Genomic DNA, 13,141 nt, shown 5'->3' with positions numbered 1-13,141 from the left:
ACTCGAACCGACCCGACTCAAATTTCCCGCACGATCCGGAACCCGAGCCGCCCGTTGGTGGTGTCCGCACTGGTGCCCTGCCGCCACGCCGCGCGCGACTGCGCCGGCGAGCTCGACCAGGAACCGCCGCGCAACACCCGCGTGCGGCAGCCCGGATTGAACCAGGCCGCGCCGTCGCGTGGGGCGCGGCGGTAGTTGTCGTGCCAGCAATCGGCCACCCACTCGCTGACATTGCCGGCCATGTCGTGAAGGCCGAATGCATTGGGCGCATAGCTGCCGACCGGCATCGGCCCCCAGGCGCCGTCGCCGAAGCCCTGGAAGGCGTTGCGCCAATGGCGCCGGCTCGGCGACGCGTCGAGGCTGCCGGTGAGGTTGCCGACCCGCGCCGGCGGCGAGCCGTCGCCCCAGGGATAGGCGCCCTGGCTGCCGGCGCGCAGCGCGTACTCGAACTCGGCCTCGCTCGGCAGCCGATAACGCTGGCCGGTGATCGCCGACAACCATTCGACATAGGCCACCGCGTCCTTGGCGCTGACGTGCACCACCGGCAGGTTGTCGGCAGCCGGGTTGCCGGCGTAGTCGGAGCGCCAGTCGACCCCGCCGCGCCGCACCAGGTTGCCGCTGCGTTCGTCGTAGGCGGTGGAATAGCCGCGCCGCGCCGCGCGGGCCCGGTGCTTGGTCGAATTCATGAAACGGCGGAACTCGCCGACGGTGATCTCGTAGCGCGACATCGCCACGCCGCGCTCGAAGCGGATATTGCGGGTCGGCCGCTCGGCGTCGCTCGACCCCGCCTCGCCAGTCTCGGCGCCCATACGGAACGCACCGTGCGGGATCACCACCATCGCCGGCCCGCGCCCGCCCAGGTTCATCGCATCGGTGAACACCTGGCCGGGGCGGAACAAGCCGTAATGGGTCGCCAGCTCGATGCGCTCGCGCAGTTCGGCCGCGGCCGGGTCGCCGGCCGGGGCGATCCGCAGCAAGGTCGCCAGATGCCCGCGGGCGACGTCGATGCCGCCGAACTTCGGCAGCGCGGCGATGCCCTGGTCGCGCAGGCCGCCGATCCGCGCCCGCCGCTGCGCCGCGATGCGCCCCTGGGCGGTGGACGCCGTATCGAACTTGGGCCGGACCTGCGCCGCCGCCGCAAGCCAGCGCGCGGCGCCGGCGTAATCGTCGCGGTCGGCGGCGAGTTCGGCGCGCCGGATCAGCGCACTCTCGGCCGCGGCGATACCCTGCAAGGCGCGCGCATCGTTCGGCCGCAGTTCCAAGGCCTCGCGGAACCGCGCCAGCGCCCCGCCCTTGCCGTTCTCGCCGACGCGGCCGGCGTTCAAGTCTTCCTCGCCCAGGCGGTTGGCCTCCTGGGCCTGGTCGGCACGGTCGACGCGTTCCAGATAGGCCACCACCTTGCGGTGCTCGGGCGCGGCCACCCGCGCCACCGCCGCCGCCTCGTGGGCGCCGCGCAGGGACAAGGGCTCGTCGTCGATGCCTTTCAACGCCGTGTCGCCTTCGACGAGCAACAGCGCCACGGCCTTATCCAGCCCCTTGGCGAAACGGCGGTCGTCCGGTGCGTAGGCGCGCAGGGCCAGATAGATCGGTATCGCCGAATCGGCGTCGGCATGCAGCCGGCCGGCGGCCAGCGCCGCCTCGCCGCGCTTGTTCAAGTCGTCCAGGTTCTCGGCCGTGACCGCGATGACCGGCGCCCGCCACGGCGGCACCGGCGACACCGCCTGGTCGGCGCTGATCGTCACGATCGGCGCACGCGCGCCGCCATCCTGCGACGACGCCTTACCGCCCCGATCGGTGCATCCGACCAGCAGCCCTATCGCGGCGATGCCTGACCACATCAATGCGCGCAACCTGCAACCTCTCCGGAACCGTCTTGGCGATCGATGGGACGCAGCATATCGCTTCGACCGCGGCGCCATGTTCAGGCAATGTGGTGATCCTGCAGAGGGCGGTTCGTCCCGGGCTTCGTCTTGTCCATGGCTTGCCTGCTCTGGCCGGCCTAAGCCGCCGCGCACCCGCCGCGACGCGTCGCCGCGAAAAGTAGGCTATTGTCGCCCGCCCCGGCAACCTCGACGCCGGCCACGCGAAAGAACCGAAACATGCCCGTCTGGATCAACACCCCCGCCGCGCTGCAAGCGCATTTCGAGGTCAAGCCCGAGCGCATCGGGCTGGACACCGAATTCATCCGCGAACGCACCTACTGGCCGCAATTGGCCTTGGTGCAGATCGCGATCGAGCGCGCCGACGGGGACGAACCGACAATCCTGCTGGTCGACCCATTGCGCCCCGGCATCGCCGAAGCGCTGGCGCCGATCCTCGCCGACGAGGCCATCCTCAAGATCGTGCACAGCCCGAGCGAGGACCTGGTCGCCTTCAAGCATGCCTGCGGCGTGGTGCCCAAGCCGCTGTTCGACACCCAGCAAGCCGCGGCCCTGGCCGGCATCGGCAGCGGCCTGGGCTATCAGAAGCTGGTCGAACAACTGACCGGCGTCGCCCTGGCCAAGGGCGAGACCCGCTCGGACTGGATGCGCCGCCCGCTGTCGCCCTCGCAGCTCGAATACGCCGCCGACGACGTGCGCCACCTGTTCGCCATGCTCGACGCCCTCGACGGCCTGCTCGCCCCGCTCGGCCGCCGCGCCTGGCTCGACGAAGACGCCGCCCGCACCGTCTTCAACGCCGAGAACGAAGCCCCGGAACGCTGGCCGCATTTGTCCATGCGCAGCGCCCAGTTCCTCGACCTGCCCGCGCAGCGCCGCCTGGTGCGCCTGCTGCGCTGGCGCGACGCCTATGCGCGCGACAGCGACCGCCCGCGCAGCTGGATTCTCGACAACGAACTCGCCGTCTCGATCGCGCGCCAGGTCCCGGCCGACCGCGATGCCCTGCAGCGCCAACTCGACGCCCACCCCAAGGCCCCGCGCAAACTCGGCGACGCCATCTGGGCCGCACTGAGCACCGAGCTGGCCGACGAAGACCAGACCCCCGACGCCGGCGTCGCCGAAACCCGCGACAAACAGCGCCTGCGCCAATTGCAGGAAGCCGTGGCCACCCGCAGCGCCGCCCTCGGCCTGCCCGACGGCGTGCTCGCTTCGCGTCGCTGGCTCGAAGCCCTGCTCGACCACGGCGACTGGCCCGACGCCTTGTCCGGCTGGCGCCGCGCCGCACTGGAGCCCGACCTCGCCCCCTTGCTGGCCCAGCAGAACTGAGCCCGAGGAACCGAACGCCAGGACTAGCGCCCCCCAGCCCGGCCCGCTACACTCGATCCCCGAAGTGGGGCGGTAGCTCAGCTGGGAGAGCGTCGCGTTCGCAATGCGAAGGTCGGGAGTTCGATCCTCCTCCGCTCCACCATTCAACCATCGAATACGGTACAGCGAAGGCCGATAAGCCACGCAAACGCGGGGCTTTCGGCCTTTTTTATGCCCAATGCAGGTCGAAAAAATCCAGCCACCAGTGGCGGCAAATAGCAGCAGGGAAAGTACCGCTTCGACAGCAAGAAGAAGTAGTTCACCTTCGGCAGCCCCCTAATACCAGCCTGGCCGACGCCCGAGAGAGGTGTGACGCCGTCCGCAACTCCTGGCTCGCATGGACCTCGGCGAGCGCCGCAAAGCGGCCAAGGCAGCAGGCGATGCTGCAGCCGCCAATTCCTCTGAAGTCACAGCCCACGAATGGTTCGCCTTGCAGAAGATCGAGTGGGCCGATAGCCACGCCGACAAATTCATCCGCCCGTTCGAAGAAGACATTTTTCCGTGGATGGGAACGGGATTCCGAAATCATGACCATAGAACGGTTGAAGCAACTTGAACGCATCGAGCAGCAGGGTTGCCAACGCTCGCGTTGCGACATCGGCCACCGCGCGAGAACACGTGCTGAACGCGCGCATTAACACGATTTATCTCCCTACGCTTACTTAGCCGAAAATAGCGAGAGCAACTAGCGCAACGCCTGTGAACGCAAATACAGCTACGAAAAGCCTGGCGAACCAAATGACCTTTGCCTCGCCGTCGTAAGCCCCAACACCAAAGCCCAACCAGCAAGATATCTCGGCGCCGCACATGCAAATTGGTGGCGCACCATCCGAGAATTTTTGCGATAGCTTCTTCGTCTGGGCCCTCAGAAATGGGTGATTCAAAGTTCATGATTACTTCGGGACACGCCAAAGGCTCACTTACTACGGAAACAATCAAGCGCCCAGTTGGGGCCGATTGATGAGCAGAACTCGCTCAGGTCCCAACAATTCAGTTGCTTCTGCCACCTCCCACTCCAATTTAGCCTCGCCCTCTTCAGGGCACCTCGAAACAGCGACTTGTACCTGCGAGAGGAGCCACGCGGCGGAGTCTTTCTAATCGGACGTAGTCACCTAAAGGCTTGGGAGAAAGCCCCCTCTATTCCCCAAAATATCTTGCAACACGCAGCGAATGATGAAGCCTCAGCCAGAGGAATCACGATCACTGCACCCTACACGGGCTTTAAGCGGAAGACTAACCGCACTCCTATTGGCGGGCCTGGCAGTTTTTCGTCGCCCTCAATCGCGCTGTAATTCGACCCGACGAGTATATCAAGTGGATTCCAGCGGAAGAAGTTCTCGTACTCAAGGAATGCAGAGAACATCGTTGATAAGTATCTAATAGTCGATGCAGCAAATAGAAGCAGGGACCCGCGAAAATCCAGGTTAGAAGGGCCGCCAAAAACAGAACCGCAGACCACAGGAAAGCCGAAGCTTGCTTCCAAACATCGCGAAGCTGTCGGCGCGAGGGATGATCCAGCCCTTCGGCTAGCAGTTCCTTGGCGCAAAGGGGCCCGTGCCCTGTCTCGCCTATACCCATCGAGCTCGGATAAAAAGGGTCGATCAATTTCACAAGGCGCCTCGGACGCTTGGCGCAGCGACGCTCAGGACTCGCCCAAGAACATACTATGAAGCGGAAAACCACGAATGGGTTGTTATATGTGGCGACTATGTCACTGGCCGCCACCAATTGCGTTCGACGTTTGCCCTTTGTGTAGGGTGTGTCCGCCGCTGGCCGCCTTTAATCGCAATTGCATCAGCCCTCATGCAAGCTTAAGCAAGGGAACGGCAAGGAGCCTTCGATGTCCGTCATCTCCCTGCGTCACTCAGTCCGAGACTTCGCAGTTGCCGCCGTGCCACGGGCCCATCGGATCGCGCACAGCTGGAATCGCTCATTCGTCGATTTCGACCCTCAGCGTGACAGGGTGGCGGGCGAACCGTTGAAGTACGCCAGAAGCACGGCAAGTAGCGGCCGTGAAGGGGGCTTCTTTCGGGCGTCACGGGCATCGCTGGAGTGTCAATGCTGCCCGAAGGAATGCAAACTTGCGAAGAGGCAGAGCGTGAGAGTTCAGCTGTGATGAGCATCCCGTCATCGTTCTTCCGCTATGTGGCGGGCAGATATCATGGCCGCCTTGCGGCCGCCAGGCATACCTCCATGACCGCATTCGTGTTGATGGCGACGACGGGCAAAGAGCCTACCCGAATCTCATTCTGGTTCGGCGCAGCTATTGGCGTGTTGCTCTACCCAATCCGGATAGTCAAGGCGGTCTTCGATTCGACGTTTGAAGCCATTGGTTTTCTCTTAGGTCGCCTCATCCTTTTCCAGCCTCTTCTCATTCGAATCCTTGCTGGACTCGCCACTCTCATCTTGGTCTGCTTATCGGTCTACAGCGAATCCAATTGGCTCATCGCATCTTTTGTAACATTGTTCGCCCTCGATATGATCCCCACCCTTGGCAAAGGTGGACAAGATGAGCCGCGACTGCTTACTGCTTCGGTAAAGTCGTATTCTGTTGCCGCAGTAACTTTTTGGGCGTGGCAATTCAACTGGCTGGCAGCCCCCCTTGGGTTCTGCTTGACTCGCCGTGCATTTCAGTTCCTCTACGAAGGAATGACGATTTGCGCTGCCCAGCGAGCTCAACTACGGCGCGACCGCAAGACAGAAGCGCTATTTCGATCCATAACTATGCAGAGAAGCAAATCAGAATTACGAGAACGAATGATCCTGTACTTGCGCCCATTTGCCATCACTGGCCGAATAAAGACGGACGATGGCGAATTTCTCGAGGCTGCCGACAACGCTGCCATTGTTAAGGAGCACGATGGCATCACCAAAGAATGGCGACGGACAATCATTCCGATAGTCAATCTTAACGTCGGCGTATCGGAGACAGCCTCTCTTTTCGAGCAAGGCAACGAACTCGAGTCAATCATCGAGCAAGCAATGAATGGCGCCGGCCACTTCATAGCACTGGGCAGTCCAGGCGAGGCACTCGGAGCCGGGCGCTTGCCTTCATCGGAATCCGAATGGCAGGAGACAATCCGACTAATGATCGAGGCAGCAACGATTTGCATTGCAATTCCGAGCGCAAATTCCGGAACGCGATGGGAGCTCGAATACTTGATAGACAACGGCCTCCTTGGCAAGTGCTGTGTCCTCATGCCTCCAGTGATCGGCAAGTTCTCCTACGAAACCGAATGGCTCGCCGCTCGCGAGGCGCTTGCGGAGAAAATCCCACTCCCTGATTACGATCCGAGGGGCGGACTGTTCCGTTTTGACGGCCAGACTTCAGCAACCCCTCCGACAATCGACGCAATACCCCAAGGAAAGGTGGAGATGTTCGCTCTTTGCATCCAATTGTTGTTTCCCGAACTGCCAAAATGGAAAGTCGACTCTGGTAGCAACTGGGTCCGCGCCGGCTTCGGGCTCAAGACGGCCACGTACTTCGGCAGGAGCGAAAAACCGTAGGATGCGGCAGAGAAGCTCCATATTTCGAAGCCATCGGAAACAGGCGCTTGGCTGGCACATGATCTCTTGAAATCGCCGCCTCACCGCGCCGGCAACACCCTTCGTCTTTCAAATGTCCATCCTCGTCACAGCGCCGGCCTCGTAGCTCACACGAAATCGCGACGCCGACCGGGAAGCTCGGTGTGCTGTCATTTGCCGAGGATCTTCATCGATAGATCAGCAGAATGCCACAGGCCCATTGAACGCCACTCTATGCATGTCCGGGGTCTTCCCTTGAGGACGTCTAGACCGTACGACGCCATACGCCCAGCATCAACTATTTCAATTGTCGAGCCGACCTTTGTGCTCCACTAAGAACTTAAGCGCCATAAATTTCCTCACCCGATAAATTCGTGCCAAAGATACTTACCCACCAGATTACATCCGATAAAATATAAAAGAGCTCATGAAAGTCCAACTCGTTATGTGAGCGTAAGCGGACAAAATAAGAGCACTACCCCATCGCCGTAGCACCCTCCATGCGACTGCGAGAATCCAACACCGGATAGCCCCACCATCAAGCCTAGATTCCCGTCATCATGGCTCCAGCCAGCGCGATAGGCGCTCTTGGCAACGGTCGATTCGAGTTTCCGCAAGTCGAGAGTGAATCCCAGCTTGCTCGCGACCTTAGCCAAAGCCAGCCGCCCTCCTGTGGTTCCATGGCATAGCGAATCATCCTCCAACCGCCCAAACCACTCGACGCTGCGCGCGAATGCAGTACGCACGTGCTCGCGCTGCCAGGCTTCCAGGTCGTCCCAAGCTTCAGCCCGCGCCAGCAAGAACCCCGCAGCACCGTTGCACCAGCCCAGCGAGTACTGCGGTTCGTCCATGCGGGTGTCCGGCCATAGGCCGATTTCGGGATTGAACAATCGGTCTTCGCGTCGCAGTGTGCGCAAGGCGAGTTGGTGCATGTTCGCGTCGCCTAGCGCTCGCGCGAGGTGGACCAGGGCGAAGGCGATGCCGCTGCCGCCGTGGGCGAAGCCGGTGACGCAGCGGTCGACGCCGTGCAGCCACCATTCTGGGCCGTCGACGGTGTCGCGGGCGGCTTCGGTCAGACGGTCGGCGAGTCGCCGGGCGACGTCGAGCAGGCGTGGGTCTGGGTGCTGGCGATGCAGGGCCAGGGCCACCAGGGCGATGCCGGCGGCGCCGTCGATGATGTCGTGGCGCGCGGGGTCCCATTGCGGTTCGCGGGCGAGGAAGGTTTCGAGCGCGAGCGATGCGAGTTCGTGGTCGCCGCGGTCGCCGGCGGCTTCGCTCAGGCTGAGGATCAGTCCTTCCATGCCGGAGTAGGCGCCGCTGCCGAGCATGGGGCTGCGTTCGACCAGGATGCGGCGGCCGGTGGCGATCAGGCGTTCGGTCAGGGCTAGCTCTTTGGCGTCGGCGCCGTGCGCGCAGCGGCGCGACAGGAACAGCAGCAGGCCGGCGAGGCCGGTGTAGAGGTCGGGGCCCATCGGCATGATCGCGAACTCGCCGCCGGGCGTGCCGACCGGCGGGCTGTAGGTCCACAGCACGCTGCCGTCGCCCTCCCCTGGCACCGCGCGCTCGGCGAGTACGGTGGCCACGGCGTCGGCGATGTCGGTCTGTTGCAGGCGGGGGGCGTCTTCGCAACCGAGCGCGGTGGCGACATAGCTCAGTTGTCGCGCTATCCAGCGTTCGTCGGCGAAACGCGCGAGGCGTTCGCGCACTTGCTCCAGCGCCGAGCGCTCGAAGAAGCCTTCGACGTTGCCGCAGGGGCTGAGCAGGTCACGGCTGTCGAGCTGGGCTTCGAAGTACGGAATGTCGAACTGCAGCATCTGTTCGCGTTCACTGGCGTAGAGATGGCGCAGGAACGGCTTGCTGGCTTCCTCGCGGCGCAGCTTGAGCAACAAGGCGTCGGTCTTGGCCGGGTCGGCCAGCGCCGGATGGGTGGTCTCGGCCAGGAACAGGCCGTACAGATAGGTGTGGCGCAGGATCTGGCGCGAACGCAGTGCGGCGTTGTCGCGCAGCAGGGCTTCGATTTCCTCGGCATGTTCGACCATGGCCGCGGCGGCGCGGCGATAGCCGTCGCTGAAGCCGTCGAAATGCGCGGCGAATGCGGCCGGCTCACCATCCACGCGCGGCACCGGGCTGTCGATCTGGATCGCTTCCTGCACCCGCGACAGGCGCATGGTCGCGGTCTTGGCGTCCACCGCGACCTCGCGCGACACCGGCGCGGCGACCTTGTCGCCTTGCGCAGCGCCGGAGAACACGCCTTCGCGGGTGCGGCGCAATGACACCACGCCGACCGACAGCACCGACTCGCCGAGGCGCCGGTCGAACTCGCGCTCGGCATCGAGCAGGGGCACGCCCGACGGTGGCTGCCGGTCGATGCGCGCGGTGTTGGTGAACAAGGCTTCGACGTCGACGAAGAACGGCTGCCCGTGCGCGTCGGTGACGATGTTCTCGAAGTGCAGGTCCGAGCCGCACAGCGCATGCGCAACCGCGGTGCAGACGCCGAGCGAACGGTAGAAGCGTTCGGCCGCCGCCCTGCCCTGGGCGCCGCCGCCACGCACGCCGAGTTGCCAGCCGTAATGGCCTCGGTCGATCGAGGCCAACACCGCCATGTCTTCGTCGACCAGGCGCTGCAAGCGTGCGAACAGCAGGTCCAGGCCTAACCCGCGCGGTTTGTAGTACAGGTCGATGCGCTCAAAGCGATAACGGACCGTGGCACGCGCGCTGCGATGCGGATCGCCCTGGCCGAACTCGACCCGCAAGGGCGCGTCGCCGGAGTGCAAGCCGAAGGCCGCCAAGGCGGGAAGATCGTCGGTCAAATGAGCCAGGTGCTCGCCGAAGAAGTCGATGAAGCCGGCGCAGAACCACTGCGCACGCTGATACAGAAACCCGTAGCGTTCGCGCAGTTCGCGCGCCGCGTCGCCGCCGGCGATGGCCTGCACGAAGGCGACGAACACCGGGTCGCCGACCGNCGCCACCGCTGCGCCGTCGTGCTTCGGCGCGGCCGCGGCGTAGCGGTTGAGTTCGAACACGAACACCTTCTGGAACATCCAGCAAAGCCGTTGCATCAGATAGTCGCTGGCGCCGTCGGCGATCGGCGTGTGGAACGCCGTCGGCAAACCGCTTGCGGCGACGCAGGCGGCAACCTCGCCGCGCAAGGCCTCGGCTTCCGCGCGGCAGATCGCGGCGATGTAGTAACGATCGAAATCCAGGCTGCTCATGTCATCGGGCTTCCGTGGCGGCGGCGTTCATCGCCGCCTCGTAGTGGGCGAAGGTCCAGGGTTCGCTCAGGGCGACGCGGTCGATGACCACGGTCGGCACCGAGGAAATGCCGTGGACGATGGCGCGATAGCGTTGCTGCTCGACCCGGCGGGCGATGTCGGGGCGTTGCATACAGGCGTTGAGTTCGGCGGCTTCGAACCCCGCCGCTGGCGCAAGGCGCTGAGCCAGTTCCATGCCGACGATGCCGGCGAGGTCTTGTCCGTAGACGCGGTCGTACAAGGCCTGAACATCGCTGCCGGGGCGTTGTTGCAAACAGGTCACCGCATGCGCCAGTTCGGTCGAACCTTCACGGATCGGAAACGCCAACACCCGGATCTTGGCGCCGCCGTTGTCGACGAAGCGCGCCATCAGCCGCGGCAGCATCTCGGCATGGAAGCGCTTGCACGCCGGGCAGCCGTAATCGGTGACCAGGACGATCTCGTGCGGCGCATCGCCGCGACCGAGCATCGGCAAGTCGTCGACCTGCATCCCCTGCAAGGGCTCGGAACGGCCCGCGGCCATCAGCACGAAGCCCAGTGATACCGCGAGCACCGCCACCAGGGCCGATGCCCCTATCCAGACCCACGGTCCCTTCATGTCTTCACCTCAGTGATGATGCAAACCGGCCACGGGGTCCAGGCGCGCCGCGCGCGCCGCCGGCCATACCCCGGTCGACAAACCGACCAGCAGCGCGGTGACGACCCCGAACAGACAACCCGACCAGGAAACGGTCGGCTCGCCGAAATAGCTGGAACCGGAGGTGATCGCCAGCGCCGCGGCGGCGCCCAAGATCACGCCCAGCACGCCGCCGAAGCCGGTCAGGATCACCGCCTCCAACAGGAATTCGAGGAAGACGTTGGCGCGCGAGGCGCCGATGGCACGCTTGATTGCGATCTCGCGGCGGCGCGCGTTGACGCCGGACACCATGACGTTGCCGATGCCCAACGCGGCAACCGCGAACACCACCGCCATCAACAGGAACAGGCCGGCGCGCACGCTGGCCAGGGTGTCGTCGAGATAGCCGCGCAGGCGTTGCGCGGTAACGACGATGAAGTCGTCCTCGCCGCCGACGACATGGCGCTGCTTGCGCAACTGCGACGACAAGCGCCGGCCGATGGCCTCGATGTCGTCCGCTTCGGAGAAACCGGCGTGGATCTCCAGATCGCTGAGGCTGCCGTCGGCGTCCATCGCCCGCACCAGGCCGATCGGCGCGACGACCAATCGCTCGGCATCGAAACCGAGCGCGCTGCCGGCGCCCTTGACCACGCCAACGACACGGCAGGAGCGTGCGGCTAGGTTGAGGTCGCGGCCGATCACCACAGCGCTGCCGCCCAGTTCTTCGGCGAGGCTGCGCCCGAGCAGGCATTGCCGGCCGCTGCCACGCCAGTCCTGCCGCGACGGCCAGGCGCCGGCGATCAGTTCGACCTCGCCGAGCCGGAAGTACTCGACGGTGGTGCCGTAGATCGCCGCGCTGCCCTTGCGCGCGCCCAGGGCCACCGGGTTGTTGAACGCGCCGTAGCGCAGCAGCGGCGCCACCGGCCGCTGGGCGAAGGCCGTGGCGACCACGCGCAGGTCGCGCTCGGACAAACGGTTGGCGCGGCCGAGCACCAAGGATTCGTAAGACGGATCGGAGCGCACGATCAGCACCTGCCGCCCCATCGATTCGAACGAACGCACCAGGGTGCGCGACAGGCCCTCCGACAACGACGCCACCGAGACGATGCCGGCCACGCCCAAGGCCACGCTGAGCATCGCCACCGCAGTGCGCACCGGGAAGCTACGCAACTGGCGCAAGGCCGCCTGGAAGGCTTCGCTGAGCACGAACCACGCGCCCGGCGCCGCTTCCACGGCCGATGCGGCAGCGCGCTGCGGTGCGCGCACCGAACTCGTGTCAGCGGGGCGCGTGGTCGCGTTCATTCGGCGCGCAACACCCGCTTCGGGTCTTTGCGCGCGGCCTGCCACGCCGGCGCCAGCGAAAACACCAGCACCAGCGCGGTGGTCGCCAGCGCGACCAGCGCGCAGGCCTGCCCGCTCAACACCGGCGCGGAGTCCAAGCGCAACACGCCCTGGAGCAAACCGGCGGCCATGCGGCCCAGCACCAGTCCCAACGGAATCGACGCCAGGCACAGCAGCAAGGCCTCGCATAGGAACAACGCCGCGATGTCGGCGCGGGTCGCGCCGATCGCGCGGCGCAGGCCGATCTCGCCGGAACGCTCGTCGGCGCTGAGGAACATCATGTTCATCACGCCCAGGGCCGCGACCAGCGAGGCCAGCAGCGAGATCCACGCCACCGTGCGGCCTTGGCTCTCGGTCGCCGCGCGCGCACTCTGCAACAACGCCTGCTTGGCTTCGATGCGGAAGTCGTCGGCGTCGTAGCGACCGCCGTACTTGCGCAGCAGCAGCGCCTGCAGCTTCGTTCGCAATGCCTCCATGTCGACGCCCGGCGCGGCCTTGACCACCAGGCGGCCGCCGTCGTCGCCGGGCCGGACCAGGCCGCTGGCGCCGGCCAAGGGCAGGAACACCGCATCGTCGTTGGAGACGAACTTGCCCGGCTCGTCGGTCGCCGCGAGCACGCCGCCGACCGCATACCACTGTCCGCCGATGCGCAGGAACTTGCCCAACGGCGCTTGCCCGGGAAACAAACGGCCGGCGATGCGCGCGCCGAGCACGCACCGCTTGACCGAGGCTCCGCGCCCGCTCAACGCCTGGCCCTGCCCGATCGCGACCCGGTCGATGGCGAAGTAGTCCTCGCTCACCGCCAACACCTGCGCGACCTGGCGCGTGCCCGCGCCTTCCAACAAGGTGGCCGCGCCCGACAACTCCTGCACCAGCGCCGCGCGCGCGATCCACTGCGGCATCCGCTGCATATCGTCGAGATCGCCGCGGCCGGGCACGAAGCCGCCGCTGGCGGTGGACTGGCCGCGGATCACCAGGGTGTCGTCGCCCAGGCTCTCGAAGCGTCGGCCGAGCACCTGCGCCATGCCGTCGGCGATGCTGACGACGGTCGAATACGCCATCACCGCCAGCACGATGGCGCTGGCGCACAGCAGGGTCTGGCGCGGACTGCGCGCCAGCGAGCGCGCGGCGTCCCACAGGTTGGCCAGCCAGCCGCGCATGCCGGT

General features: G+C 65.4%; 8 protein-coding genes and 1 tRNA gene. 4 read left to right on the top strand and 5 right to left on the bottom strand.

Annotated elements, in window-relative coordinates:
• Positions 1–17 precede the first annotated feature (17 nt).
• The gene (locus tag ACTJJK_RS04245) at positions 18–1,742 is read right to left on the bottom strand and encodes a formylglycine-generating enzyme family protein (protein WP_440729558.1); all 1,725 of its coding nucleotides are present in this window, start codon (positions 1,740–1,742) and stop codon (positions 18–20) included.
• Between the two features lie 357 nt (positions 1,743–2,099).
• On the opposite strand from ACTJJK_RS04245, the gene rnd reads away from it, so the two are divergent.
• From rnd to ACTJJK_RS04225, 4 genes are all read left to right on the top strand, one after another.
• The gene (gene rnd, locus ACTJJK_RS04240) at positions 2,100–3,203 is read left to right on the top strand and encodes a ribonuclease D (protein ID WP_440729557.1); all 1,104 of its coding nucleotides are present in this window, start codon (positions 2,100–2,102) and stop codon (positions 3,201–3,203) included.
• A 66-nt stretch (positions 3,204–3,269) separates the two neighbouring features.
• Positions 3,270–3,345: transfer RNA gene (locus ACTJJK_RS04235), tRNA-Ala, on the top strand.
• Between the two features lie 234 nt (positions 3,346–3,579).
• Positions 3,580–3,798 carry a phage integrase central domain-containing protein gene (locus ACTJJK_RS04230; protein ID WP_440729556.1) on the top strand — a complete coding sequence of 73 codons (219 nt, stop codon included), beginning with the start codon at positions 3,580–3,582 and terminating at the stop codon, positions 3,796–3,798.
• 1,502 nt (positions 3,799–5,300) lie between these two features.
• A complete protein-coding gene (locus ACTJJK_RS04225; protein ID WP_440729555.1) occupies positions 5,301–6,749 on the top strand; it encodes a hypothetical protein in 1,449 nt (482 codons plus the stop codon).
• A gap of 461 nt (positions 6,750–7,210) precedes the next feature.
• Here ACTJJK_RS04225 and ACTJJK_RS04220 read toward each other — a convergent pair whose 3' ends face one another.
• From ACTJJK_RS04220 to ACTJJK_RS04205, 4 genes are read right to left on the bottom strand one after another with little or no spacing between them, the layout of a single operon-like run.
• Complete coding sequence (locus ACTJJK_RS04220; RefSeq protein ID WP_440729554.1) at positions 7,211–9,979, bottom strand: type 2 lanthipeptide synthetase LanM family protein; 2,769 nt, start codon at positions 9,977–9,979, stop codon at positions 7,211–7,213.
• A gap of 1 nt (position 9,980) precedes the next feature.
• Positions 9,981–10,616, bottom strand: coding sequence for a DsbA family protein (locus ACTJJK_RS04215; RefSeq protein ID WP_081930584.1), 636 nt, complete (start codon positions 10,614–10,616; stop codon positions 9,981–9,983).
• A 9-nt stretch (positions 10,617–10,625) separates the two neighbouring features.
• Complete coding sequence (locus ACTJJK_RS04210; RefSeq protein WP_031370565.1) at positions 10,626–11,936, bottom strand: ABC transporter permease; 1,311 nt, start codon at positions 11,934–11,936, stop codon at positions 10,626–10,628.
• Positions 11,933–13,135 carry an ABC transporter permease gene (locus ACTJJK_RS04205; protein WP_440729553.1) on the bottom strand — a complete coding sequence of 401 codons (1,203 nt, stop codon included), beginning with the start codon at positions 13,133–13,135 and terminating at the stop codon, positions 11,933–11,935. Before ACTJJK_RS04205 ends, ACTJJK_RS04210 begins: the two co-directional genes overlap by 4 nt.
• Between the last annotated feature and the right edge of the window lie 6 nt (positions 13,136–13,141).

Source organism: Lysobacter sp. 22409 (genome assembly GCF_052045105.1).
Lineage (GTDB): Bacteria > Pseudomonadota > Gammaproteobacteria > Xanthomonadales > Xanthomonadaceae > Lysobacter > Lysobacter antibioticus_B.
The sequence above is the reverse complement of the archived record's forward strand: the minus strand, read 5'-3'. Positions and strand labels throughout refer to the sequence as shown.

Coding starts and splice junctions, on each gene's coding strand:
- rnd (WP_440729557.1), top strand. CDS start 2,100: ATGCCCGTCTGGATCAACACCCCCGCCGCGCTGCAAGCGCATTTCGAG.
- ACTJJK_RS04230 (WP_440729556.1), top strand. CDS start 3,580: ATGGACCTCGGCGAGCGCCGCAAAGCGGCCAAGGCAGCAGGCGATGCT.
- ACTJJK_RS04225 (WP_440729555.1), top strand. CDS start 5,301: ATGCTGCCCGAAGGAATGCAAACTTGCGAAGAGGCAGAGCGTGAGAGT.
- ACTJJK_RS04215 (WP_081930584.1), bottom strand. CDS start 10,616: ATGAAGGGACCGTGGGTCTGGATAGGGGCATCGGCCCTGGTGGCGGTG.
- ACTJJK_RS04210 (WP_031370565.1), bottom strand. CDS start 11,936: ATGAACGCGACCACGCGCCCCGCTGACACGAGTTCGGTGCGCGCACCG.
- ACTJJK_RS04205 (WP_440729553.1), bottom strand. CDS start 13,135: ATGCGCGGCTGGCTGGCCAACCTGTGGGACGCCGCGCGCTCGCTGGCG.